This window comes from Amycolatopsis iheyensis, from assembly GCF_024703995.1.
GTDB lineage: Bacteria > Actinomycetota > Actinomycetes > Mycobacteriales > Pseudonocardiaceae > Amycolatopsis > Amycolatopsis iheyensis.
In genome coordinates this window covers 84,101-110,491 of sequence record NZ_JAMXQV010000002.1, presented here as the reverse complement: position 1 = coordinate 110,491, position 26,391 = coordinate 84,101, and the positions used below count along the sequence as shown (strand labels likewise).

Annotated in this window: 13 protein-coding genes; 1 reads left to right on the top strand and 12 read right to left on the bottom strand. The window is 73.5% G+C overall.

Annotation, left to right across the window (positions count from 1 at the left end; genetic code table 11):
• Nucleotides 1–3: 3 nt before the first annotated feature.
• Nucleotides 4–906, bottom strand: a complete 903-nt coding sequence (locus M8542_RS04210; protein WP_257918656.1) for a serine hydrolase — start codon at nt 904–906, stop codon at nt 4–6.
• Complete coding sequence (locus tag M8542_RS04205) at nt 903–1,799, bottom strand: LysR family transcriptional regulator (protein ID WP_257919221.1); 897 nt, start codon at nt 1,797–1,799, stop codon at nt 903–905. Before M8542_RS04205 ends, M8542_RS04210 begins: the two co-directional genes overlap by 4 nt.
• Before the next feature lie 82 nt (nt 1,800–1,881).
• Between M8542_RS04205 and bla the strand changes: the two genes are divergently transcribed.
• Nucleotides 1,882–2,790: a class A beta-lactamase gene (gene bla / locus M8542_RS04200; protein WP_257918655.1), complete on the top strand. Its 909-nt coding sequence runs from the start codon at nt 1,882–1,884 to the stop codon at nt 2,788–2,790.
• Here the strand turns inward: bla and M8542_RS04195 are convergent, their stop codons facing one another.
• From M8542_RS04195 to M8542_RS04150, 10 genes are read right to left on the bottom strand one after another with little or no spacing between them, the layout of a single operon-like run.
• Nucleotides 2,791–4,536 carry a MiaB/RimO family radical SAM methylthiotransferase gene (locus tag M8542_RS04195; protein ID WP_257919220.1) on the bottom strand — a complete coding sequence of 582 codons (1,746 nt, stop codon included), beginning with the start codon at nt 4,534–4,536 and terminating at the stop codon, nt 2,791–2,793. It lies immediately after the preceding gene.
• Nucleotides 4,533–4,847 carry a hypothetical protein gene (locus M8542_RS04190; RefSeq protein ID WP_257918654.1) on the bottom strand — a complete coding sequence of 105 codons (315 nt, stop codon included), beginning with the start codon at nt 4,845–4,847 and terminating at the stop codon, nt 4,533–4,535. The genes M8542_RS04195 and M8542_RS04190 overlap by 4 nt, the downstream gene beginning before the upstream one ends.
• A gap of 54 nt (nt 4,848–4,901) precedes the next feature.
• Entirely contained in the window at nt 4,902–5,528 is a 627-nt protein-coding gene (locus M8542_RS04185) for an NAD(P)H-dependent oxidoreductase (RefSeq protein WP_257918653.1), read from the bottom strand.
• Nucleotides 5,525–6,463 carry a TauD/TfdA family dioxygenase gene (locus tag M8542_RS04180; RefSeq protein ID WP_257918652.1) on the bottom strand — a complete coding sequence of 313 codons (939 nt, stop codon included), beginning with the start codon at nt 6,461–6,463 and terminating at the stop codon, nt 5,525–5,527. The genes M8542_RS04185 and M8542_RS04180 overlap by 4 nt, the downstream gene beginning before the upstream one ends.
• On the bottom strand, nt 6,460–7,713 hold the full coding sequence (locus M8542_RS04175; protein ID WP_257918651.1) for an ATP-grasp domain-containing protein: 1,254 nt from the start codon (nt 7,711–7,713) through the stop codon (nt 6,460–6,462). Before M8542_RS04175 ends, M8542_RS04180 begins: the two co-directional genes overlap by 4 nt.
• The gene (locus M8542_RS04170; RefSeq protein WP_257918650.1) at nt 7,710–8,957 is read right to left on the bottom strand and encodes an ATP-grasp domain-containing protein; all 1,248 of its coding nucleotides are present in this window, start codon (nt 8,955–8,957) and stop codon (nt 7,710–7,712) included. The genes M8542_RS04175 and M8542_RS04170 overlap by 4 nt, the downstream gene beginning before the upstream one ends.
• Nucleotides 8,954–14,347: a non-ribosomal peptide synthetase/MFS transporter gene (locus M8542_RS04165; protein WP_257918649.1), complete on the bottom strand. Its 5,394-nt coding sequence runs from the start codon at nt 14,345–14,347 to the stop codon at nt 8,954–8,956. Before M8542_RS04165 ends, M8542_RS04170 begins: the two co-directional genes overlap by 4 nt.
• Nucleotides 14,344–17,328 carry a non-ribosomal peptide synthetase gene (locus M8542_RS04160; RefSeq protein ID WP_257918648.1) on the bottom strand — a complete coding sequence of 995 codons (2,985 nt, stop codon included), beginning with the start codon at nt 17,326–17,328 and terminating at the stop codon, nt 14,344–14,346. The genes M8542_RS04165 and M8542_RS04160 overlap by 4 nt, the downstream gene beginning before the upstream one ends.
• 11 nt (nt 17,329–17,339) lie before the next feature.
• Entirely contained in the window at nt 17,340–22,622 is a 5,283-nt protein-coding gene (locus M8542_RS04155) for a type I polyketide synthase (protein WP_257918647.1), read from the bottom strand.
• Entirely contained in the window at nt 22,619–26,053 is a 3,435-nt protein-coding gene (locus M8542_RS04150; protein WP_257918646.1) for a non-ribosomal peptide synthetase, read from the bottom strand. The genes M8542_RS04155 and M8542_RS04150 overlap by 4 nt, the downstream gene beginning before the upstream one ends.
• Nucleotides 26,054–26,391: the final 338 nt, after the last annotated feature.

The window sequence follows — 26,391 nt, the reverse complement described above, 5'->3', positions numbered from 1 at the left end:
CGCTCACCTCCCGCGCAGGTGATCCCGCAGGGCTCGGGCCACCCGGGCCATCAGCACCTCCGCCTCCGGCTGGACCACAGCGGGCACCCGGGACTGGGTCAGCGCCACCACCCCGAACACCCGGCCGTCCGCGTGTTCGACCACCCCGGCCTCGTGCCGCAGGTTCAGCAGTGTCCCGGTCTTCGACGACCAGCGCGCCGCGTCCGAAGCGAAGTCCGGGGTCAGGCGGTGGCGCAGCACGTTGTTCGCCATCAGCTCCCGGACCCGCGCCGCCACCGAAGGGTCGATCTTCGACGGTGTCCACAGTGCCTGCAGCACCTCCGCGAACGACCGCGCCGACGCCGAGTTCGCCCGGGTCACGTCGAGCTGCGGGAGGCGATGGCCCTGGCCCGCCGTCCCCGCGCCGATCGCCAAGGTGTGGGCCAAGTCCGCCTCCGCCGCCGGGAAGCGCTCCGCCGGGGTGTCCACCAGGTCCCGCATCAGGTGGCGCACCGCGATCCCGCGCAGGCCCCACTCCCCCAGGATCCGCGTGATCTCCGCCGGCGGGGTCAGGTCGAACAGGACGTCCGCCGCCGCGCCGTCGCTCAGCGACGTGCTCAGGTAGACCAGGTCGTCGATCGCGATGACGGCGGGGTGGCGGAACCGCGTCACCCCGATCGGGCCGGGGGTGCTCACCCCGCCCGGCGGCACCTCCATCGGGGTCGCGCCGTCCAGCTCGCCCCGGCGGATGCGCTCCAGAGTCGCCATCGCCAGGGGCACCTTCACCAGCGACGCGATCGGGTACTCGCGATCCGGGTCGATGGCCAGCTCGTGGCCCGACCTCAGGTCCCGGACCAGGAACGACCCGCGCAGGCCGCCGTCTTCGAGGTCCGCTCGCAACCCGCGGAGGAGTGCCTCCGTGCTCATCCTTCGACCCCCAGACACCGGGCGACCGCCGCCGACAACGCCGTGCGCAGGCGGTCCGCGTCCTCGCCCACGGTGGCCGCCACCGCATACCCCCGGGCCAAGTCCAGCTCGCCGACCGGACGCCAGTGCAGCCCCAGGTCCGCCGCCTGCGCCGCCGAACACAGCAGCAGGTCCGACGACCCGAACACCGCCGCGACCGCCGACGTCAGCGACTCGGCCACGCCGACCTGCGCCGGTCGCAGGCCCACCGCGTCGCGGACCCGCAGCACCCGGTCCCGGACGTGCGGGACGTCGTCCTCCGGCTGCAGCCACACCCGACGCCGCGGGCCCGCGCCCCGGCCCGCCCGCAACGTCTCCAGGTGCACCACCCGGCCCGGCGGTGCCGCGATCCCGGCCAGGCCCAGCGGCACCGACCAGACGCCCTCCTCGGCCGGGACGGCCGTGAGCGCGGCCCGCACCTCATTCGTGCGGACCAGCTCGGCCCGCTCCCCCGGCGCGGCCGCCCGGAACTCCAGGTGGACTTCCAGCGCGCCCGCCTCGGCGGCGAGCTCGGCCAGGTCACGCACCCCGCACGTGTCCGGGACAGCCACCCGCATCGGCCGCTGACGGGCGTGCTTCGCGTCGTGCTCGAGCGCGTCCGCCAGCTGGACGAGCCGCCGGGCCGAGGGCAGGACGTCCCGGCCGAACGGCGTCAGCCGCGCCCGCCGCGTCGAGCGGTCGAACAGGCGCGCGCCGAAGTGCTGCTCCAGCGCCGCGATCCGCCGGCTCGCCACCGGCTGCGGGATGTGCGCGACCGCCGCACCCGCCGTGAAGCTGCCCGCCTCGCTCACGCTCACGAACGCCCTGCACCCACCGACCAGGTCCACCCGGCCCACTCTATGCACTTCCGGCATGAAACCGCGCGTTTCCGTCTTGGACAGCATGAGCGAACCTCGCGAGACTGCGGATGTCGATCAAGATCGGAAAGGATGCCCTGTGCCGTTCCCCCACGTCCGCCGCGCCGCGCTCGCCGCGCTGGTCCTCGTCCCGCTCGCCGCCTGCGCCGCCGAGGCCCCGGCCCCGAGCGCGGCCACGACCACCGCCGCGACGACGGCCACCGCCGTCGCACCCCAGCCGGACTTCGCGCCGCTGGAGAAGGAGTTCGACGCCCGCCTCGGCCTGTACGCCGTGGACACCGGCTCCGGCCGCGAGCTCACCCACCGCGCCGACGAGCGCTTCGGCTACGCCTCGACCCACAAGGCGTTCTCCTCGGCCGCGGTCCTGCAGCGCACCAGCGTCGAGGGGCTCGCGAAGGTGCTCAAGTACACCCGCGCCGACCTGCAGGAGAACTCGCCGGTCACCGAGAAGCACGTCGACACCGGCATCTCGCTGCGCGACGCGATCGACGCGGCCCTGCGCTACAGCGACAACACCGCCGCCAACCTGCTGTTCAAGGAGCTCGGCGGCCCGCCGGGTCTCGCCGCCGCCCTGCGCGGGATCGGCGACACGACCACCCACGTCGACCGGACCGAGCCCGGGCTGAACGACCTCGCGCCGGGCGACATCCGGGACACCAGCACCCCGCGCGCGATGGCCACGACGCTGCGCGCGTTCACCCTCGGTACCGCGCTGCCGCCGGAGAAGCGGACGATCCTGACCGACATGATGCGCGCCAACCTCACCGGCGCGACGGTCATCCGGGCGGGTGCGCCCGCGGGCTGGGCCGTCGCCGACAAGACCGGCACCGGCGAGTACGCGACACGCAACGACATCGCCGTCGTCTGGCCGCCCGGGCGCGCGCCGATCGTGCTGGTGGTCATGTCGGACAAGAAGACCGCGAACGCCAAGGCCGACGACCGGCTGATCGCCCAGGCGGCGAAGCTGGCGCTCGACAGCCTCCGCTGATCATGGCAGCGGCCGCGCCTCCAGGTCGATCCCGTTGGCGGCGGTGACCTCGGCCCGGACCAGCGAACCCGGCTCCGGACGCGCGCCGGGGAACGTCACGTGCCCGTCGAGCTCCGGCGCCTGGTGCGCGGCCCAGCCACGCTCCCCGGTCCCGACGAGCACCTCGATGACCGAGCCGACGCGTTCCTCGGCGCGGCGGGAGGCCAGCTCCTCGGCGAGCACCGAAAGCTCCTCGACACGCTGGGCGCGCACCGGCTCGGGCACCTTGTCCGGCAGGCCGGCGGCCTCGGTGCCGTCTTCGTCCGAATAGCCGAACACCCCGGCGACGTCCAGCCGCGCTTCGGTGAGGAACGCCTTCAGCTCGGCGAAGTCGGCGTCGGTCTCGCCGGGGAAGCCGGCGATGAAGTTCGAGCGCACGCCCGCGTCCGGCGCCAGCGCCCGCACCCGCTCCAGCAGCTGGAGGAACCGCGTCCGGTCGCCGAACCGGCGCATCCGCCGCAGCACCGGGCCGCTGGCGTGCTGGAACGACAGGTCGAAGTAGGGCACGACGCCGGGCGTCCCGGCGATGGTCTCGACGAGGGTCGGCCGCAGCTCGGCCGGCTGCAGGTAGCTCACCCGCACCCGGTCGACGACGCCCGCGAGCTTCGGCAGCAGCTTCTCCAGCGCTTGTAGGTCGCCGAGGTCCTTGCCGTAGGAGGTCGAGTTCTCGCTCACCAGCACCAGTTCCCGCACGCCGTGGCCGGCGAGCCACTCGGCTTCGGCGAGGATTTCGGCGGCCGGGCGCGAGACGAAGGCGCCGCGGAAGCTCGGGATGGCGCAGAACGTGCAGCGCCGGTCGCAGCCGGACGCCAGCTTGAGCGGCGCGACGGGCCCGCCGCCGAGCCGGTGCCGCAGCACGCGCGGCCCGCTCGCCGGACCGTGCTCGGGGACGGTGGAGGCGGGCTGCGGTACCGATGGCTCGCTCCGCACCTCGACGCCGACTGCAGGCTCACTCGGCAAAGCAAGCCCCGCAGCCTGAGCGGGCCGCCGCACCGATGGCTCGCCCCGCACCTCGGCACCAACCGCCGACCCACCCGGCAAAGCGGGCCCCACTGCCTGGGCGGGCCGCGGTACCGATGGCTCGCTCCGCACCTCGGCGCCAAGCGCCGACCCACCCGGCAAGGCAGGCCCCGCAGCCTGAGCGGGCCGCAGCCCCGATGGCTCGCCCCGCACCTCGGCACCAACCGCCGACCCACCCGGCAAGGCAGGCCCCGCAGCCTGAGCGGGCCTCACCCCCGATGCCGCACCCGGCGAAGCGTGCCCCGGCACATGAGCCGTAGCCGCCGCAGGGCGTTTCACCGGTGAGATCGGCAGCAGTGTCCGGCGGTCGCGGGGTGTGTGCGCCGCATGCGACTGCCCGTTCACGACCTCGCCGAGGCGCTCGCCGATCTCCGGGTAGTCGTCGAACGACAGCACCGCGGCCGCTTCCGGCAGTGCGTCCGCCAGCTCGCGGCCGTACCGCTCGGCCATGCAGCCGACCGCGACCACCTTCGCGCCCGTCGCCGACGCGGCCAGCACCGTGTCGATGGACTCCTTCTTGGCCGCCTCGATGAAGCCGCACGTGTTCACCACGACCACGTCGGCTTCGGCGCCGGGTCCGGCCAGCTCCCAGCCGGCCTCGTCGAGGCGCGCGGCCAGCTCGTCCGAGTCGACCTCGTTGCGCGCGCAGCCCAAGGTGACCAGGGAAACCTTGCGCACGGCGGTCAGAACGCGATGACGTCGCCGGTCGGCGGCTGGTCACCGATGGCCGACACGATCACCGAGTCGCCCTGCGGGCCGTCGCCGATCGCCCTGGTCTGGACCAGTACGGGCGCGTCGACCGCGGGCACGACCGCGCCCAGTGGCAGGTAGGCGGTGATGACCATGCCGCTCGCCAGCAGCACCCGCGCCACCCGGCGGCGCCGCTCGCCGGCGCCGCGGACGCTCACGCACGTGCCCCACTGCTGCCCGGCCGGGGCCTGCGGGGCGGTTTCCTGACGGAGACGGCGTTCTTCGGCCATCCGCTCGAGCATGCTCACGGGTTCCCCCTCGCTGTCGTCTCGCCCGAGGATGACACGCGGCGGAAAATCCGCTCAAGAGCACTGTCCGGAACTGGTCAGTGACCGCCGGACCACCGCTTCGACGTCGTCGAGCCACTCGGCACGACGTTTTTCGGACGCGTCGGCGACCACCCGGAACACGACCCGCTCCACCGCCGGCTCGCCGAGGTAGGGCGCCAGGCAGCGCCGCCAGATCGCGTCGAGCGGGTCGCCGAACAGGGTCCGCTCGCGTTCCTCGGTCGTGTCGGAGGTGTTGACGACCAGCAGCCGCCGCAGCGACAGCAGCGACTCCGGCGCGCCGCCGGCGTCGTCGAGGCGGTAGGCGACGCCGGGGACGAGGATCCGGTCGAGCCAGCCGCTGAGGATCGCCGGCGGCTTGCCCCACCAGTTCGGGTGAATCGCGACGAGCCCGGTCGCCTCACCCAGTTCCTCGCGGTGCCGGCGCACCAGCGGATCCGGTTCGGCGGCCAGGAACGCCTCCGCCCGGGTGCCGCTGGTGTAGGCCTCTTCCGCGGTCAGCACCGGGTCGAAGCCTTCGGCGTACAAGTCGTGGAACCGCACCGGCGCCCCGGCGCGCTCCAGTGTTTCGACCACCCGGGCGGCCAGTGCGTGGTTGAAGCTGCCCGGCCGCGGGTGGGCGAGCAGCACGACCACCGTCACGTCATCGCCACGAGGATGCGCCGCTTGCCGGTGAACGGCTCGCGGCCGTGCGCCATCAGCATGTTGTTGATCACCATGATGTCACCGGCCTGCCACGGGAACGCGTAGCTCACCTCGTCGTAGACCTCACGGATCCGCTCGAGGTCGGCGACCGGGATCGGGCTGCCGTCGGCGAAGTAGGCGTTGCGCGGCAGGTCCGCCTCCGGGTACAGCTCGAGCAGCGCCTCGCTGACCTCCTCGCCGAGGCTGGAGACGTGGAACAGGTTGGCCTGGTTGAACCACACGGTGTCGCCGGTGTGCGGTTCTTCCACAAAGGACGGCCGGAGGTGCCGGGTGCGCAGGCCGTCCTCGGTCCATTCGAACGTCTGCCCGTTGCGGGCGCAGTAGTCCTCGACGACCGCGCGGTCCTCGGTCTGGAACGCTTCCTGCCAGGTCAGGCCGAGCCCTTCGCGGAACGCGCGCGTGTAGGTGACGCCGCCCGCGAACCGCTCGCGCAGGTCGTCCGGCAGCAGCTGGTACAGGGCCCGGCTGTCCGCGATCGGCGTCGCGCCACCGGTTTCCGCGGCGGTGTCGCACAGGAAGAACAGCCGCGCCGGCCAGCTCGCCGAGTAGGAGTTCTCGTTGTGCATCGGGATCGACTCGGCGGGCGGGTACTCCGTCGAGGTGTAGATGTTGCCCGCCACCGCCGAGCGCGGGGTGGAGCGCTCGGTGTAGGTGAGCAGCGCGCCGCCGATCGTCTCGGTGACCCGGTTGAACAGATCGAGGTCGACGGGCAGGCCGCGCAGCAGGATCGCGCCGTGGTCCCGCAGCTGCGCCTGGAGCTGCGGCAGGTGCGCCTCGACCCACGCGAGGTCGGTGGCCGGGTAGACGGCGACGCGCGTGTGCTCGTTGCCTTCGAGCTGCCCCAGCGACGCCCCGGATGTCGCAGCGGTCATGATTCCTCCAGTTCGAAACGGACCAGCTTGGTGGCTTCGGTGTGCAGCGCGGCCAGGTCGTCGACGTCGGCGAACCCGGCGACGAGGACGTTGACCGCGTAGATCTCCTGATCGTCGCTCAGGACCTGGCCCGGCGCGACGATGGTGACGACTTCGAGCACCTCGGGCAGGTCGGCGACCTCGTCGGTGCCCTCGACGCGCACCAGCCGCCCGGCGCGCTCGGCGTAGAGGACGAGGTAGCCGACCGGCACGGGCAATCCTGCGCCCCGCGCGGGCGGCGGCGTGCCGAGCGCGAGCGAGACGGCTTCGGCGGTGACGTCGATGCCGGTGGCCAGCTTGAGCAGCGCGGGTTGCGCTCCCCCGGCGGGCCGCCCGGCGTTGACTTCGACGACCACCGGCCCGCGCTCGGCGTCGTCGATCACCTCGACGTGCGCGCACGTCGAGGTGAGGCCCAGGGCCAGGACGGCGTCAGTGGCCGCTTTCTTGATCGCCGCCGCTCGCTCCGCGGCCAGCCCGAACGGCGGGCAGACCATGGCGAGCTCGAACTTCCGGTCGTCGATCAGCGGCTTGCCGACGACCGCGACGGGCTCGGCGACGCCGGCGCGGACCAGTACGTCGACCGCGTACTCCGGGCCGTCGAGGAACCCCTCGACGAGGAACACGCGCCGCGGGTCGAGCCCGTCCGGCAGCACGCGGTGGTAGCGCGCGTCCGCGTTCTCCGGCAGCCGGGCGGCGAGAAGTTCGTACGCCGCGCGTAGTTCCTCCACTGTGGACACCGTACGTACGAGGGTGCTCGCCGCGCCGTTCACCGGCTTGACGATGGCGGGCAGGCCGACCTCTTCGGCGATCTTCCCGGCCTCGGCGGGGTCCGCGAACAACGCGGCGCGCGGTCCCGGCAGGCCCGCCTCGGCGAGGGCCTGCCGGACGGCGAACTTGTTGTGCGTCAGGGTGAACACATCGGCCGGGCAGCGGGCGACGCCGAGCTGCTCGGCGACCCGGGCGGTGCTCGCGATGATCCCTTCGGCCGCGGTCAGCACCGCGGCGGGTTCGCGGTCCCGGAGCGCTTCGGCGACCGCCGCCGGGTCCCGGACGTCGGGCACGACGACGAGCCCGTCCACCGCCGCCGCGAGCTCGGCGTCGTCGAGCGGTTCGGTGACGACCTCGACCCGGAACCCTTCGCCGCGGATGGCCGCGACGAAGTCGTGGATCCAGTGCCCGCTCGTCTCGCGGACGACGAACACGGTCTTCACGAGACCTCCAAGCGGATCAGCTTCGACGCTTCGGCGTGCAGTGCGGCGAGGTCGTCGTGGTCGGCGAACCCCGCGACGACGAGGTTGACCGCGTAGGTCTCCTGCTCGTCGGTGAGCACCTGGCCGGGTGACACCGTCGTGACGACGTCGACGACCTCGGGCAGCGCGGCGACCTCGTCGAGCCCGCCGATCCCGGTCAGCGTGCCCGAACCGGACGCGTAGAGGATCAGCATGCCCAGCGGGATCGGCAGCTTCGCCGGTTCCCGCGCGGGCGGCGGCGCGCCGAGGGCCAGCGCCGTCAGCTCGGCGAAGACGTCGACGCCGGTGCGCAGCTTGCCCAGCAGCGGCATGATCGACCCGGCCGGCCGGCCCGCGTTGACCTCGACGATCGTCGGGCCGCGCTCGGCGTCGTCGATCACCTCGACGTGCGCGACCGTGTTGTCCAGCCCCAGCGCGACGACCGCCCGGGACACCGCCGCGACGACCAGCGCGGCCCGCTCGGCGGTGAGCCCGGCCGGCGGGCAGGACAGCGCCAGCTCGAACTTGCGCTCGTCGATCAGCGGCTTGTCGAGGATCTCGACCGGTTCGACGACGCCGTCGCGGATCAGCACGTCCACCGCGTACTCGGGCCCGTCGAGGAACCCTTCGACGAGGAACGTCTTCGCCGGGTCGAGTGTCCCCAGTGGACGGTGGTACCGCGGGTCCGCGGATTCGGGCAGCCGGGTAGCAAGCAGCTCGTACGCGGCCGCCAGCTCCGCCACGGAGGACACCGTGCGGACCAGGTTGCTCCCGGCGCCGTTGACCGGCTTGACGATGGCCGGGAACCCGACGCGCGCCGCCACCGACGCGGCTTCACCAACCGAGGAAATCAACGCGAACGCGGTCCCGCCCAGGACCTCCCGGACGGCGAACTTGTTCGCGCACAAGGCGAACACCGACGCCGGGCAGCGGGCGACACCGAGCAGCTCGGCGACCCGCGCGGTGCTCGCGATCGCCCCGTCGGACCCGGTCAGCACGGCGGCGGGGTTGCCGAGCTCCGCACGGATCCTCGCCGCGACCGCCGAAGCGTCGTAGACGTCCTCGACCGCCACCACGTCGTCCACCACCGTCAGCAGCGACGCGCGTTCGGCGGCGGCCACCGGCGGCGCGAACAGCACCGCGCGGTGCCCGGCCGCGTGCACCGCCGCGGCGACCTCGCCGACCCAGTGCCCGCGAGCTTCCCTGATCAGCGCCACGACGCTCACGCGGCCTCCTTCCCGGCGAGCTTGCGCTCCCGCACCTGCGCGCCCACGAGGTCGTCCGGCAGCGAGTCCGGCACCTCGGTGTCGAACCGGCGCAGCAGCCGCAGCGCGAAGCCACCGGCGTTGATCACCAGCAGGATCAGCGCGTAGCCGACGTAGGCGAGCGCCACACCCCGGCCCTCGCCGGTGCCCAGCACCGCGCCGACCGAGCCGGCCAGCGCGCCGTCCGGCCGCAGCAGCGGGGTGAACCAGCCGACGGCCAGCGGCGCCAGCACCGCGAACCCGATCGGCAGCGTGGACCAGGTGATCGTCTGGTTGATCGCGAACACCCGGCCGTGGTAGCGCTGCGGCACCTTGACCTGCACGATCGTCGCGTAGATGCCCTGCGACACCGCCATCGCGGCGGCCAGCAGGAACACCCCGGCGGCCACCACCACCAACGACGGCCGCAGGCCCATCACCAGGCTGCCGAGCGCGATGCCGACGTTGCCGGCCAGCACCCCGACCATCCGCCGGGTGCGCGGGCCACCCCACAGGGCCATCCCGATGCCGCCCACCACGGCGCCGACCGCCTCGGCCAGCGCGACCTGGGCGACGTCGGTGACCGTGCCGAAGGAGAGCACCAGCGGCGAGACGAGCACCAGCGCGGGCGCCAGGAAGACGTTGGCCAGCGCGAAGTACAGCAGCATCGTGCGGAAGCCGCGGTGGTTCCACGAGTACTTCAGGCCACCCGCGATCGCCGTCAGCAGCGGCTCGCGCGGGCGCCAGCCCAGCAGGTCGGGGAACCGCACGAACAGCAGGCTGATGATCGCGAAGACGTAGCTCGCCATGTCCAGGACCAGGATCCCGGAGAGCTGGATCGCCGCCAGCAGCCCGGCCGCGATCACCGGCATCAGCAGCTGGGCGAAGCCGTTCGACAGCTGGGCAAGCCCCATCGCGTGGCCGAGGTACTGCTTCGGCACGAGCTGCGCGACCGACGACTGGTAGGCGATCCGTTGCAGCGACCCGGCGACCGACCCGAGCGGGATCAGCACGTAGAGGAACCAGAGCTGCAGATTCCCCGCGGTCAGCAGCAACGCCAGCGCGAGCTGGATGACACCGGCGATCGCGCTGGCCGCGATCATGATCTTGCGCCGGTCCCCGCGGTCGACCAGGGCGCCCGCCACCGGCAGGATCAGCACCCCGCACAGCAGCGCCAACGCCCAGAGCAGGCCGAGGTCGGTGACCGAGCCGGTCTTCGTGTACAGCCAGATCGGCACCGCGAACGACGTCAGCGCGGAGCCGGTCGAGGAGATCAGCTGGCCGGCGGTCACCGTGACGAACCGGCCCATGCTCGGCTCGACGGCCGGCTTCTCGTCCACTGTGGAGCGATGGGTGTCGTGCACCGCCCAGCCGGCGTCCTCGCCCCGGGCCTCGACGTGGAGGTCGCCGGGGTCGTCCAGCGCGGGGTGCACCTTCGTGATGATCTCGGCGAGCTCGTCGGCGCGGTAGCGGAGGAAGAAGTGCCCGGCCTGGTCCAGCACCACGAGCGCGGTGCGGTCGGTGAGGAACTCCCACTCCTGGTAGCGCTCGGCGTAGTAGTCGGTGACCGGGTCTTCCGAGCCGACGACGGAGATGATCGGCGCGCGCAGCTTGGCGACGCGGGCGTCGAGCAGGCCGCTGAAGTACTCCTCGGCGGCCCGGCTGTCGGCCCGCATGTTGCTGATGATCCGGTCGGCCTGGGCCGGGTCGAGGTCGTCGGTGTCGACGCCCATGCCCTTGAGCCAGTTCGAGTAGTACCGGTTGCTGCGCAGCTTCTCCAGGCGCGTCCGCAGCGTGCCGACGGCGCCCTTGATCCGCGCGAACGGGAAGATCGCGCCGATGTGGACGACCTCGAGTGCGCGGCCGCGTTCCTCCAGGCGGCGCGCGACGCCGACGGCGAGGGCGTTGCCGACCCCGCAGTGGCCGTAGATGGCCAGCGGGCCGTCGATGCGCTCGAGGACCTCGTCCGCCAGGCGCTCGACCAGCTCGTCGAACGGGACGGCTTCCTCGGACAGGCCGACGTCGTGGCCCGGGATCGCCACCGAGAACAGCGAGTACCCGCCCGGCAGCGCGTCCGCCAGGGGCTGGTAGACGATCGCGCTGCCGCCACCGTACGGGAAGCAGACGTAGGTCAACGTCGGCTTCGCGATCGGCTTGGTCAGCTCGTGGAGCAGGTGGCCGGAGTCGTCGCGGTCGCCGTCGAGGAACGCCGCCAGCTCGCGGATCGTGCGGTGCTGGAACAGGTCCATCACGCCGGCCTGGTGCCCGGCCTTCGCGATCCGCGCGACCACCTGCGTGGCCAGCATCGAATGGCCGCCGAGGTCGAAGAAGTCGTCGTCGACGCCCAGCTCCTCGACCTTGAGCACGTCCCGCCAGATGCCGGCGAGCAGGACTTCGAGCGGTGCCGACGGCTCGACCAGCTCCTTGGTCGTGTCGCGGGCCACGACCGGGGCGGGCAACGCCTTGCGGTCGAGTTTGCCGTTCGGGGTGAGCGGCAGCTCGTCGAGCGGCACGAACGACGGCGGCACCATGTAGTCCGGCAGCGTCTCCTTCAACGCGCTCCGCAGGCCTTCCGCGTCGCCGACGACGTAGCCGACCAGGCGCTTGTCCCCTGGCGTGTCCTCGCGGACCACCACGACGGCGTCGGCCACACCGGGTTGCTCCCGCAGCCGGGCCTCGATCTCGCCCAGCTCGATCCGCAGGCCACGCAGCTTGACCTGGTGGTCGAGGCGGCCGAGGAAGGCGACCGTGCCGTCGGGCCGCCAGTGCGCGAGGTCGCCGGTGCGGTACATCCGGCCGTCGTGGAAGGGATCGGGGACGAACCGTTCGGCGGTCAGCTCGGGCCGGTTGTGGTAGCCGAGCGCCAGGCCGGCGCCGGCGATGTGCAGCTCGCCGGGAACGCCGACCGGGCACGGGTTGCCGCGCTGGTCCAGGATGTAGATCCGGAGGTTGCGGATCGGCGCGCCGATCGGCACCGAGGCCACGTTTTCGAGCGCCTCGGGCGTGCAGTGCCAGGCGGTGACGTCGATCGCGGCCTCGGTCGGGCCGTAGAGGTTGTGCAGCTCGCAGTGCGGCAGCCGCCGGACGAACTCGCGGGCGGTGTCGAGCGGGAGCTCCTCGCCGCTGCAGACCACCCGGCGCAGCGCCGCCACCGACTCGATGCCCGGCTCCGCGAGGAACAACGTCAGCATCGACGGGACGAAGTGCGCGGTCGTGATTCCCTCGGAGTCGAGGAGTTCCCGCAGGTACGCGGCGTCCTTGTGGCCGCCGGGTTCGGCGAGCACCAGCCGCGCGCCGGTCATGAGCGGCCAGAAGAACTCCCACACCGAGACGTCGAAGCTCGCCGGCGTCTTCTGCAGCACCGAGTCCGAACTGTCGAGGCCGTAGGCGCGTTGCATCCAGTCGAGCCGGTTGACGATACCGCGGTGGCCGTTCGGGACGCCCTTCGGCCGCCCAGTGGAGCCCGAGGTGTAGATGACGTACGCGGGATCGTCCGCATCGGACAGTGGTTCGACGGGCGTGGCCGGGCCGGTCAGGTCGTCGAGGACGACGACGGTCGCGTCGCTCGCCGGGAGGCTGTCGCGCAGGGCGGCCTGGGTGAGGACCACCGGCGCGGCCGCGTCGTCGAGCATGAAGGCCAGGCGGTCCGCCGGGTACTCCGGGTCGAGCGGCACGTACGCGCCCCCGGCCTTGAGGACCCCGAGCAGGCCGACGACCAGCTCGAACGACCGGTTCGCGAAGACGCCGACCAGTGTGCCCGGCCGGACCCCCAGCTCGCGCAGACGGTGGGCCAGCCCGTTGGCGCGCTCGTCGAGGTCCCGATAGGACAGTGACTCGCCGCGGAAGGTCAGCGCGGGCGCGTCGGGTGTCCGCGCCACCTGCGCCTCGACGAGCGCGTGCAGGGTGCCCGCCGGGATCTCGCCCGCGGTGTCGTTCCAGCGGTTCAGCACCAGGTCCCGCTGGGTGCCCAGCAGGTCCAGTTCGGACACCGGCTTCGCGGGGTCGGCGACGATCGAGCGCAACAGCGTGACCAGGCGTTCGGCCATCCCGGCGACGGTGTCCGCGCCGAACAACGCGGTGTTGTGCACGAACTTGCCGATCAGCCCGGACGCGACCTCGATGGCGTGGAACTCGAAGTCGAACCGGGTCGAGGGCAGGTCCATCGGCAGCCAGCGGAAGTCCACTGCGGACTCGCCCGCCGCGCCCATCCGGCCCATCTCGTAGTTCTGCAGCACGAACATCGCCTGGAACACCGGCGAGCGGCTGACGTCCCGCGGCACGCCCAGGGCGTTGACGAGGCGTTCGAACGGGACGTCGGCGTGGTCGAACGCGTCGAGCACGTGCCGCCGGGTCCGCGCCAGCAGCTCGGTGAAGCTCGGGTCGCCCTCGAGCTGGGCGCGCAGCGGCAGCATGTTGATGAACATGCCGACCACGCCTTCCAGCTCGGGCAGCCCGCGCCCGGCCGACGACGACCCGACGGCGAAGTCCTCCTGCCCGGAGTACCGGGCCAGCAGGACCTGGTAGGCGGCGAGCAGCGTCATGAAGAGCGTGACGCCGTGTTCGCGGCTCAGCTCGCCGAGCGACTGGGCCAGGTCCTTCTCGACGAAGAACTCGTGGATCGCACCCTCGAACGTCTGGGTCGCCGGGCGCGCGTGGTCGGCCGGCAGCTCCAGGGGCTCGACCCCGCGCAGCGTCGCCTGCCAGTGGTCGAGCTGGCGGTCGAGTTCGGCGCCGGTCAGCGTCCGGCGCTGCCAGTGCGCGAAGTCGCCGTAGCCGATCGGCAACGCCGGGAGCGCGGTGGCCGTGCTGTGGTAGTGCGCGGCGAGGTCGCGCAGCAGCAGGTCCACCGACCAGCCGTCGCCGACGATGTGGTGCGTGCACACCGCCAGGAGGTGCTCGGTGTCGGTGATCCGCACGAGCGTGGCCCGCAGCAGCGGCCCTTCCGCCAGGTCGAACGGCTCGGCCGCGGCCGCGTCGACCATCGTCCGAGCCACCTCTTCGGAGCCGGCGTCCACAAGGGACAGCGGCACCGTGACCGCGGATTCGATGTGGACGGAGGGTTGCCCGTCCTCCCCCGCCGGGAACCGCATCCGCAGGGCCTCGTGCCGCGCCGGGAGCGCGTCCAAAGCGGACTGCAGCACGGCGACGTCGAGCCGGCCGGTGAGGCGGATCGGCACCGGGATGTTGTAGGACGTGGTGCCCGGCGCGAACTGCTCCATGAACCAGACGCGTTCCTGCTGGTAGGACAGCGGGACGGGGTCGCCGTCCGGGCGCCGGGTGATGGTCGCGGCCGGCTCGGCGCGCCGCCGCAGCCGCCGTTCCAGCAACGCGCGGCGCGCGGCCGCGCTGCTGGTTTCGTCGATGGTCGTCACGCCTGCTCACCTTCGGCCAGCTGGGCCCGGACCTCTTCGTCGCTGAGCTGGTCGAGGTCTTCTTCCAGCCGCCGCTCGACCTCGGCGGCGAGCCCGGCCACCGTGGTGAACGAGAAGAGCCCCCGCACCGGCAGGTCGACGCCGACCTGCTTGCGGATCCGGGCCATCGCCCGGATGGCCAGCAGCGAGTTGCCGCCGTGGGCGAAGAAGTCGTCGTGCACGCCGAGCTTCTCGATGCCCAGGAGCTCGCCGAGCACCTCGGCGACCAGCTCCTCGGCCGCGGTGCCCGGGGCCACGTACTCCGCCGCCCCACCGAGCTGCGGATCGGGCAGCGCGGCCCGGTCGAGCTTGCCGCTCGCCGCCACCGGCAGGGCCTCGAGGGTGACGAACACCGTCGGCACCAGGTACTCCGGCAGGGTGGTCCGCAGCGCGTCGGCCGCGCCGTCCGCGGTGCCGACGACGTACCCGACGAGCGTGCCTTCCCGGACCGCCACCGCGGCGTCCCGGATCTCCGGCAGCTCCCGCAGCGCGACCTCGATCTCAGCCGGCTCGATCCGGTAGCCACGCAGCTTGACCTGGTCGTCGGCCCGGCCGAGGTACTCCAGGGTGCCGTCGCGGCGCCAGCGTGCGAGGTCGCCGGTGGCGTACAGCCGACCACCCGGGCCTTGGGGGAACCGCTCGGCGGTCAGCTCGGGCAGGCCGAGGTAGCCGTCGGCGAGCTGCGCGCCACCCAGGAAGAGCTGGCCGGCGACCCCCGGCGGCACCGGCCGGAGCCGGTCGTCGAGGACGTGGACGCGCGTGCCGGGGACCGGCCGCCCGATCGGCACCGGCCCGGACACCGGCCCGTCGACCCGGTGCGTGACGCAGCCGACGGTCGCCTCGGTCGGCCCGTACTCGTTGGTCACGGCGATCCCGGCGAAGGGCGCCACGGCCTCGCCCATCAGCGCCTCACCGCCGAGCACCAGGTCCCCGGCCGGGTACGACTCCGCCGGCAGCACGGCGAGGTGCGTCGGCGTCGCCTTGACGAAGTCCGGCCGTCCGGAGTCAACAATGGACCCACCGGCGGTGAGCGGGCCGAGCAGGGTCGTGACGGTCAGGTCGAACGACGCCGACGTGTGCAGCAACGCGCGGCCGCCCAGGCTCGGGTACGCCGCGGTCGCCCAGCCCAGGTACGTGGCGAGCGCCCGCTGCCCGACCCGCACGCCCTTGGGACGCCCGGTCGAGCCGGAGGTGTAGATGATGTAGGCGATCTCCTCGGCCGCCGGGTGCGCCGGGTTGTCCGAAGACGAGCCGGCCCAGACCGCGGGGTCGTCGAGGGCCAGGGTTTCGGCGTCGAGCGTGCTCCCGCCCGCGGTCAGCACCACCCGGGCCCCGGCGTCGGCGAGGATGAGCGCCTGCCGCGCGACGGGGTTGGCCGGGTCGAGCGGGACGTAAGCCGCGCCGCTCTTGAGCGCGCCGACGATGCCGACGACGAGGTCGGCCGAGTTCGGCGCGCAGACGCCGACCACGCCACCGCCGCCGAGGCGGTGCGCGACCCGGTTGGCCCGCTCGTTCAGCTCGGCGTAGGTCAGCGAGACTCCGCCGAGGTCGACCGCGGCCGCGTCGGGTGTCGCCCGCACCTGGTCTTCGAACCGCTCGGCGAACAGCGGCGAGTCCGAAGTGGACGATCCGCTCCAAGACTCCACCTGCACGCGCTCGGCGTCGGACAGCAGCGGCAGATCCGCGACCGCGACCGAAGAATCCTCGACACCGGCCGCGAGCAGCCGCAGGAACCGGTCCACCATGGACTCGGCCGTGGCGCGGTCGAACAGGTCGGTGCGGTAGAGCAGCCGGCCACCGGTCGCGGTCAGGTCGATCGCGACGTCGTCCTTGGCCGTGGCGTAGCGGACCGGCTCGATGCCCGAGTCGGGGATGAAGTTGAAGCCGAGCTGGTAGAGCGCCTGCACCCCCGGGTCGCGCTCGGGGCGGACCTCGTCGGCGACCAGCTGGAAGGGCACCCGGCCGTGCTCGATCGCGTCCAGCACCGCGGTCCGGACCCGGCCCACCAGCTCGGCGAACGACGGGTCGCCGCCGCAGTCGACCCGGATCGCGAGCTGGTTGACGAACATCCCGATCAGCGGCGCCAGCTCCGGCAGGTCGCGCCCGGCGACCGGCACGCCGACGACGACGTCGGCCGCACCGGACAGCCGCGAAAGCAGGGCCGTGTACCCGGCCAGCAGCACCATGAACGACGACGCCGAGAGCCCGCGCCCGGCTTCGCCGACCCGGTCCAGGAGCCCGTCGGGCAGGGTGAAGTCGACCTGGTCGCCGGCGAAGCCGAACTCCGCCGGCCGCGGCCGGTCGGTGGGCAGGCTGTGCACCGGCGGCAGCCCGGCGAGCCGGTCGCGCCAGTAGCCGAGCTGGGCGCGCACGAGCGGCAGCTGGCCACGCTGCCAGGCCGAGTAGTCCGGGTACTGGATGGCCAGCTCGGGCAGTTCCGGCAGCCGGCCTTCGGCGACCGCGTTGCAGGCCTCGTTCAGCTCGTTCGCCAGCACCACGACGGATCCGGCGTCGAACACGGTGTGGTGCACGACGAACGTGAGCACGCAGTCGGCGTCGCCCAGCCGGCACAGCTGGGCCCGCCACGGCGGCGCGGTGTCGAGGGAGATCGGCCGGCGGGCGATCGCCTGGGCCAGCTCGGCCGCCCGGGCCTCGCGGTCGTCGTCGCCTCGCAGGTCGTGCACTTCGAGGTCGATCGGGACGTCGGCGTGCACCACCTGGACGAGCTCGCCGCCGTCCATGCGGAAGGCCGTGCGCAGGGCTTCGTGGCGGCCGACGATGACGCCGAGCGCGGCCCGCCACTGCCCGTCGGTCAGCGGCAGGTCCTGCCGCACCTGGCAGGGCAGGTTGTACACCGGGGACGCGGGGTCGAGCTGGTTGGACAGCCAGATCCGCTCCTGCCCGAACGACGCCGGGAAGGTCCATTCCTTCGTGTCGGTCATGATCTCCTGCTTCAGCGCTCGAGCTTGGGAATGGTGGTGGCGGCGGGCTCTTCCGCGGCGGAAGCGGCACTTTCACGTGAAAGTGCCGCCGTCCGCAGCTCCTCGATCCGCTCGACCAGCGCGGCCACCGTGGAGGATTCGAACAACGTCTTCATGGCCAGCCGGGCGCCGGTGGTCTTGCGGACCTGGGCGATGAGCTGGATGGCGACCAGGGAGTTGCCGCCGAGGGCGAAGAAGTCGTCGTGGATCCCGATGCGTTCGACGCCCAGCACCTCGGCCCACTGGCGGGCGATCTCCGCCTCCAGGTCGGTGCGCGGGGCGACGTAGTCGTCTTGCGCCTGCGGCGCGGTCACCTCGGCGACCTCTTCGGTCTCCTCCAGTGCTTCGGCGGTCACCCGGCGGGCGAACAGGTCGTGCACCGGGCGGGTGCTGATCACCACCTGGCCACCCAGGCCGGGCGTCAGGGCCCGCAGGAACGCCTCGGCGCCGTCGACCGGCCGGATCCCGGCGGAGTCCACAGTGGACTTCGCCGCGGGTGCGGTGAGCCCGCCGCTGACCGCGCCTTCGTCGACCTGGCGCAGCACGAAGTCCTCGATCTCGACCAGCACGCGGCCGTCGTCGGCGCACAGCGTCAGGTCGGCGGCGATGACCTGGTCGCTCGCGGAGTCGCGGTAGCGGAGGTGGCTGTGGAAGCTCGCCGGGAGCGCGTCGTGCACGACCACCCGGCCGTAGCTCATCGGCAGGTAGGTGCCGCTCCCCCGGCCGCGGCCGAACGCCGTCGCGACGTCGAGCAGCGCCGGGTGCAGCCCCCAGCCGGGGTCGAAGACCGGCGCGACGAGCGACGCCAGCTCCTCGTGCGTGCCGACGTGGTGGGTGCGCAACGCCGCCCAGCGCGGTCCGAAGGTGACCATGCTGGTCCGGCCGGTGCCGAAGGCGTTGCCGTCGTCGAGCACGCTCGTGCGGTCCCGGACCGCGTCGAGGTCCACTGTGGACGTCGTCGGCGCCGGGACCCAGCCCGCGCTGCCTCGGACGTGCACCTTGGTCACCCCGGCCGCGCGGCTCGTCACCGCGAAGCCGTCGCCGTCGAAGCCGACGCGGTACTCGGCGACCGTGCCTTCGGGCACCGAGAACGGCTCCAGGAACGCGACGTCCCGCAGCTCGACGACGTGGCCGTCGCCGGGCTTCGGCAGCGCCGCTTCGACCGCGGCCCGCACGGTCTCCAGGTGACCGGTGCCCGGCACGACCGGGACGCCGGCGATCCGGTGCTCGTCGAGCAGCCAGTGCCCGGCGGCCGAGACCAGGCCGTGGACGTCACCGGCGGTGCGGGTGGTCAACACCGGGTGCGTGACCGGCCCGTCCACCTGCGTGCGCGTGGACCGGATCGCCGACGGCGCCGCCACCTCGGCGGCCATGCCGACCTCGTCCCAGCCACCCCAGTTGTGCGAGACGACTCGCGCCTGCCAGCCGTGGTCACCGCGGGCGTAGGCGTCGAGGAAGTTGTTGGCCGCGCAGTAGTCGACCTGCCCGAAGTCGCCGGAGACCGCGGTGACCGACGAGCACAGCGCGACGAAGTCCATCGGCAGGTCGGCGAAAGCCTCGGCCAGCGCCAGGGTGCCGCCGATCTTCGGCGCGAGCACGGCTTCGGCGGCCGCCCGCTCCTTGACCTCGGCGACCCCGCCGCCGGGCAGCCCGGCGGCGTGCACGATCCCGTCGAGGCCGCCGAACTCGCGCTCGGCCAGCTCCCGGACCTCCCGCAGCCGGGCGGGGTCGGTGACGTCGGCGGCGAGCACGTGCACCACCGCGCCGGCCGCCTCCATCCGCCGGATCGCGCGGATCGCGCGGCCCACCCGGTCGTCGCCGGCGTAGCCGTCCCATTCCTCGCGGGGCGGCAGGCCGGAGCGGGTCAGCAGGAGGAGCTTGGCCCGCACGCGGAGCGCGAAGTCCTCGGCGAGGGTGATGCCGATGCCACCGGTGCCCCCGGTGATGAGGTACCGGCCGCCTTCGCGCAGCACCGGCGACGCCGCTTCCGGCACGCTCAGCTGGGTGTGGTCGAGGACCCAGCGGCGGCCGCGTCTCAGCGCCACCTCGGCCTCGCCCGGGCCGAACAGCTCGGCGACGATTTCTTCGGTCACCGCTTCGACGTCGATCCAGCGCACGACCGTGCCCGGGACTTCGAGGGGGACGACCCGCGCGATGCCCGCGAGGGTCGCGTGCTCGGGCCGGGTCAGGTCGGTGCCGGTGACGTCGGCGGTGCCGGTGCTCAGCACGTCGATCCGCACCGGTTCGCCCCAGGCCTGGACCAGGTTGAGCACGCTGAAGAAGCCGCGGTCCTGGGCGGCCATCCCGGTCTCGGTCCCGCCGAGCGCCCAGGCGTGGACGACCCGCTCCGGCCGTTCCCCGAGGGCGGCGACCAGCTCGTCGTAGTCCTCGCGTGCCCCGGGCCGGAGGGTGAACCCCGTCGCGGTGACGGCGAACGCGGGTCCGGGCCGCACTTCGGTGACGGCCACGCCGGCGTCGCGCAGCAGGCCCGCCACGACGTCGTCGTCGACGAAGGCGAGGCACGTGGCGAACGGCTCCCGGCTCAGCTCGGGCCCGGCCTGGCGCCACGACGGCACCGCGAACCATTCGTCGAGGGGCAGCGGCCCGCTCGGCCGCGCCGGCTCGGTCACCGTGCCCGCCGGATCGGGGTCGATCCAGTACCGCTTGCGGGCGTAGGGGTAACCCGGCAGCGGCACGCGGTGCCCGGACGTCATGAAGTCGACGGACACGCCGTGTGTCCACAGCAGACCGGCGGCCGCGAAGAGCGTTTCGACGTCACCGTCGCGCTCGGTGCGACCCGGCAGGCTCGGCTGCGGCGCGGGTGAGCCCTTCGGCACCTGGCCGCGGGCCAGCCCGGCCAGCTGGTGGCCCGGCCCGCACTCGACGAGCGCCCAGCGGTCACCACCGGCGAACAGGGTCCGCACGCAGTCGCCGAACCGCACGGCCTGGCGCAGGTGCGCGGCCCAGTACGCCGGGTCGGTGGCCTGCGCGTCGGTGATCCACTCGCCGGTCAGGTCGGACAGGAACGGCAGCTTCGGCGCCGAACGCGGCACCGCGGCGACGGCCTCGGTGAACCCGGCCAGGATCGGGTCCATCATCGGCGAGTGGAACGCGTGCGAGGTCACGAGTTCCCGGCACTGGACGTCGCTGGCCTTCAGCAACGCCGCGAAGTCCGCCACCACATCGGACGGTCCGGCGACGACGCACGTCCCCGGCCCGTTGACCCCGGCGATCGAGAGTCCCTCGGGCAGCCGCCGGGTGACGGACTCCTCGTCGAGCTGGACCGCGAGCATCGCGCCGGCGGGCACCGACTGCATCAGCTCACCCCGCCGGACGACCAGCCGCAGCGCGTCGGCCAGGGTGAACACCCCGGCCACCGTCGCGGCGACGTACTCCCCGACCGAGTGGCCGAGCATCGCGCCCGGCCGCACCCCCCAGCTGCGCCACAGCATGGCCAGCGCGTACTCGACGACGAACAGCGCGGGCTGGGTGAAGCGGGTCTCGCGCAGTTTCGCGTCGCCACCGCGGTCGAAGATCAGCTCCTTGAGGCCCTCGACGCCGGCGAGTGCGCAGCACTCGTCGACGGCCGCGGCGAACACCGGTTCACTGCGGTAGAGCTCCGCGCCCATCCCGGCGTACTGCGAACCCTGTCCGGAGAACAGGAACGCCACCTTGAGCTCGTCGGCCTGCGCCGTGAGCAGGCGGCGAGCGTCACGCAGACCGTCGACCGCGTCTTCCGCATCCCGGACGACGACCGCCGCGCGGTGCTGGTACTCCGTGCGCCCGGCCGCGAGGGTGTGCGCGACGTCGGCCAGGTCGAGGTCGACGTCCCCGGCCAGCCGGTCGGCGAGCCGGTCGACCGCGACGGACAGCGCGTCCGCGCTCTTCGCCGAGACGCGCAGCAGGTGCGCCGGACGCGGCTGCCGCGTCCGGTGCGGGGCCGGCGCCTCCTCCAGCACGACGTGGGCGTTGGTGCCGCCGACACCGAACGAGCTGACCCCCGCGCGGCGCGGGGTGGCCGCGGCCTCCCACTTCGTCACCGTCGTCGCCGGGTGGAACGGGCTGTTCGGGAAGTCGATGCCCGGGTTGGGTTCGGCGTAGTTGATGGTCGGCGGGATGAGCCCGTGCTCCATCGCCAGCACGGTCTTGATCAACGCGACCACACCCGCGGCCTGGGACAGGTGGCCGATGTTCGACTTCACCGAGCCGATCGCGCACCAGCCGGTCTCGGGCACGCCGTGGCCGTACACAGTGGACAGTGAGGTGATCTCGATCGGGTCGCCGAGCGCGGTGCCGGTGCCGTGCGCCTCGACGTACCCGATGGTGCGCGGGTCGACCCCGGCCATGCCGACGGCCTGCGCGATCGCCTCGGTCTGCCCGGCGACGCTCGGCGCGGAGAACCCGACCTTGGTGGCGCCGTCGTTGTTGATCGCGTTGCCGAGCACGACCGCGCGGATGTGGTCGCCGTCCGCCAGCGCCTGCGCGAGCCGTTTGACCAGCACGACGCCGACACCGCTGCTCCACACCGTGCCGTTGGCGCCCGCGTCGAACGCACGCACGTGCCCGTCCGGCGAGGTGAAGCCCTCGACGCCCATGTAGCCGATGCCGTGCGGCATCTCCAGGTTCACGCCGCCGGCCAGCGCCATGTCGCATTCGCCGTTGCGCAGCGCCTCGCAGGCCAGGTGGATCGCGACCAGCGACGTCGAGCACGCCGTGTGCAGGGTGAGGCTCGGCCCACGCAGGTTGAGCTTGTAGGACACCGACGTCGTCAGGTAGCTGGGCTGGTTGCCGGTCGACATCCCGATGCCGCCGTGCTGCGACGCCATCACACGCGCGTTGCGCAGCAGGTTTTCGACCAGGTAGCCGGTGCGTCCGCTGCCGCCGTAGACGCCGATCGCGCCGCCGTAGCGGGCGGGGTCGTAGCCGCCGTCGGTCAGCGCCTGGTGGCACGCCTCGAGGAACACCCGGTGCTGCGGGTCGGTGATCTCGGCTTCGCGGCTGGTCATGCCGAACAGCTCGGCGTCGAACTCGTCGAAGCCGTCGACCACCGTGGTCGCGTTGACCCAGCTGGGATCGTCCAAAGTGGCCGGTTCGGCCCCGCGGGCCAGCAGCTCCTCGCGGGTGGCCGGCTTGATGGACTCGACGCCGTCGACGAGGTTGCGCCAGAACTGCCGGAGGTCGCTCGCGCCCGGGACGCGGGCGGCCATCCCGACGATGGCGATCGGCTCGGCGCCGGGTTCGGGTTCGTGGGTCACAGCGGTCGCTCCTGTTCGTGGCCGGTCGTGCCGGCGCTGCGGCGGGGTCTTCTGGACGGGGTGCGCCCCCGGCGGGCGGCGACCCGCTCGGCGGCGCGGGCGAGCTCCGGGTGGGGAGCGGCGCCCGCGTGCAGGTGGGTGGCGAGGGCCCGGACGGTGGGGTGGCTGAACAGGTCCACCATCGGGATCCGGCGGCCGAGCCGGGTGGTCACCTCGGCGTGGACCTTGGCCAGGGCGAGCGAATGCCCGCCGACGTCGAAGAAGTTGTCGGTCACGCGCACCGCGTCGAGCCCGAGCACCTCCCGCCACACCGCCGCGATCAGCGCCTCGGTCACCGCCAGGGCTGCCGGGTCCACGGCGACCTGGGGCACGGGCCGCTCTCGGGCCGACGCGCCTGGCGCGGATGCCCGGACCGACGGCCGTGGCACCTCGGGCACCCGGCTTCCGGCGGGTCCGGCCGGCTCGGCGACCAGCGCGGCGAGGAGCGTCGTGAAGTCCTCCGCCAGCGCGGACATCCGTGCCGCGTCGAACAGGTCCGGGTTGTAGAGCAGCTCCACGCCGCGTTCGAGGACGTACACGGTCAGGTCGAACGGCGAGCCGGGCTTCTCGACCGGCCGCCAGGTGCTGGTCACCTCCGGCAGGCCGAGCCGCGGTTCGGTGAAGTTGAGGACGTTGACCATCACCTGCACCAGCGGCGCCCGCGCGGGGTCGCGGGTGACGCCGAGCGCGTCGACGAGCCGGTCGAGCGGGGCGGCCGGGTGGGCGGTGGCGGCCAGCAGTTCCGCGCCGCCCTGCCGGACGAGCGTGGTGAAGTCCGTGTCGGCGCCGCGCAACCGGACCGGGACGATGTCGACGAAGAAGCCGGCGACGTCCTGGGTTTCGGCGAGCTGCCGGTCGGCGACGACGGTGGCGACCAGGTGGTCGTCGCCACCGGTGAGCCGGCGCAGCAGTTCTCCGAAGGCGGCCAGGACCACACCCGCGCGAGTGGTTCCGGTGCGCGTGGCCAGCTCTCCGACGCCCTCCGCGACACCGTCGGGGAAGGCCTGGAAGCGGGTCGCGCCACGATAGGTCTGCACGGCCGGCCGGGGCCGATCGCGTGGGAGGTCCAGAGTGGACGGTGCCCCGGCGAGGTGCTCGCTCCACCACGCGAGGTCGACGGCTTCCCGGCGGCGGTCGCGGTCGGCACGCCACACCGCGTAGTCCGCATAGGACGCCGGCAGCGGCGGTAGCGCCGCACCCCGGTAGGCCGCGGCGAGGTCGGCGCAGAGCAGGTCCTGCGACCAGCCGTCGAACACGGCGTGGTGCAGCGTGAACCCGAGCACGTGGTCCTGGGGTCCCACCGCGTAGAGCCGGACGCGCCACGGCGGATCGAGGTCGAGCCGGATCGGTGTCGCCGCGTCGGCGGCCAGGCGGTCCCGGACGGCGGCCTCCGCCACCGGGACCACCGGCAGCTCGACCTCGCCCGGCGGCAGGCACTCGGCGACCGGGACGCCGTCGACCGGCCGGATCCGCCAACGCAGCACGTCGTGTCGTTCGGCCACCGCACGCAATGCCGCGCGGAGCGCGTCGATGTCGAGCGGGCCGGACAGCCGGAACGCCATGGCGATGTTGTACGGCGCCGCGTCGGGAGCGAGCTGGTCGAGGAACCACAGCCGCCGCTGCGGTGGGGACAACGCGGGCGCGTGCCCGGTCGTCAGACCCGGTCCGGTCAGCGGCGCGGCCGCGGCGACCCGCCGGGTCAGCCCGTCCAAGGTCCGTCCGATGAGGACGTCTTCGACGGCGACGTCGGCGGCGAGGTCTTTCCGCAAGGCCGCGACCAGCCGCATCGCGGTGATCGAATCCCCGCCGGCCAGCAGGAAGTCGGGCCCGGCCCCCGGTCCCAGGACCTGGCGCCACACCGCGGCGACCGGCGAGTCCCCGAGGTCCGCTTCGGGCTGCTCCTCGACCAGCGCCCGCAGGGCCGGCCGGTCGATCTTGCCGGTGACCGGGTTGACGGGCAGCGCGTCCAGGCGCCGGAGGACCGCCGGGCGCATCGCCTCGGTGAGCCGGGCCCCGGCGTGGCTGCGGATGTCCTCATCGGACGGTGCGGACGCCGGGGTCAGGAACGCGACGAGCCGCGTGCCACCCGGGCCGGGCACGGCCTCGACCGCGACGGCGTCGATCCCCGGGTGCGCGCCGAGGACCGTCTCGACCTCGCCGAGCTCGATCCGCTGGCCGCGGACCTTCACCTGCCGGTCGGCGCGGCCGGCGAACTCGAGCCGGCCGTCGGCGCGCAGCCGGGCCAGGTCGCCGGTGCGGTAGAGCCGCTCCCCCGGGGTGAACGGGTCGTCGACGAACTTCCGTGCGGTCAGCCCGGGGCTGCCCAAGTACCCCTCGGCCAGCCCCGGCCCGCCGATGAGCAGTTCGCCGACCTCGCCGGGCGGGACCGGCCGCAGGTCGTCGCCGACGACGTGGGCGCGGTGGTTCGGTGTCGGCGTGCCGAGCGGCAGCGGGTCGGCCGGGACGCCGGTGACCTCGCCGGTGAGGACGACGACGGTGGTCTCGGTCGGGCCGTAGACGTTGAAGAACCGGCGGCCCGGCAGCCAGCGGGCGGCGAGCTCGGCGGGCACCGGCTCGCCCCCACAGGCCACGACCCGCCAGCCCGGCACGTCCGCGGGGTCCACAAGGGACAGCAGGGCCGGGGTGATGAAGCCGAAGTTCACGTCGTGCTCGACGACGAACCGGCGCAGCCGTTCGGGGTCGGCCCGGTCCGCGGCACCGGCCAGCTGCACCGAGCCGCCGACGGCCAGCGGCACGAAGACGTCCATCGTGAAAGCGTCGAACGCCAGGGAGGAGACGCCGAGCACGCGGCTGCCGGGGCCGGCGCCGAGGCGCTCGGCGAACCCGGTGACGAACGCGACGATGTTGCGGTGGCTGGTCAGCACGCCCTTCGGCCGGCCGGTCGACCCGGAGGTGTAGAGCACGTGGGCGATGTCGTCCGGCGACGCCGGACACGGCCCCGGCGCGGCCGGCGGCGGGACGTCGATCCCCACGGCGGCGCCGAACTCCTCGACGGCGGCGTCACCGATCACCAGCGAAACCCCGGCGTCGGCGGCGATCCCGGCCAGCCGGTCGCGGGGCCCGCCGGGCTCGAGCGGGACGTAGCAGCCACCGGCGAGCAGGACGCCGAGCACGGTGGCCACGAGCGCGGGCCGCCGGTGACCGCACACGCCGACCCGCGTGCCGGGACCGACACCGCGGTCGCGCAGGGCAGCCGCGACACCCCCGGCGGCGGCGAGCAGTTCGGCGTAGGTGAGCCGGCACTCGCCCTGCCGCACGGCGAGCGCGTCCGGCGTCCGCTGCGCCTGAGCCAGGACCAGTCCGGCGACCGTGGTGTCCGGATAGGACAGTGGCGGGCCGTGCGTGCCCGCGACGGGCAGCGTGTCGGTCACGGTGAACTCCCCAGTTCGGTTGCGTGCCCGGGACCGCGGTGGCGGCCGGGCGGTGGTGCGTGCGGATCACGGGTGTGTCCCGGATCGGCGGGTCGATTCGACGGCGGTGGAACGGATGCCCCCGTTCCGGCGCCCCTTCGGTCAAGCGGCGAAGCCGGGCTACCGCACCCGGTCCGGTGCCTCCTTCCGCGCCGAGCAGCGCACTCGGGCACGGCCGGTCCGACCCCGCGCCGGCTCTCCGCGCGCGGCGATCGCGGAAGATCGCCCGCGGCCGCCGGGTCGATCGCATGCCGGGCTCCGGAGAACGGATGCCCCCGCTCCAACGCCCCTTCCCGCCA

What these genes read in the sequence shown, in the direction of transcription:
- M8542_RS04160 (WP_257918648.1), bottom strand. Translation starts at nt 17,328, where the DNA reads ATGACCGACACGAAGGAATGGACCTTCCCGGCGTCGTTCGGGCAGGAG.
- M8542_RS04210 (WP_257918656.1), bottom strand. Translation starts at nt 906, where the DNA reads ATGAGCACGGAGGCACTCCTCCGCGGGTTGCGAGCGGACCTCGAAGAC.
- M8542_RS04205 (WP_257919221.1), bottom strand. Translation starts at nt 1,799, where the DNA reads ATGCCGGAAGTGCATAGAGTGGGCCGGGTGGACCTGGTCGGTGGGTGC.
- M8542_RS04180 (WP_257918652.1), bottom strand. Translation starts at nt 6,463, where the DNA reads ATGACCGCTGCGACATCCGGGGCGTCGCTGGGGCAGCTCGAAGGCAAC.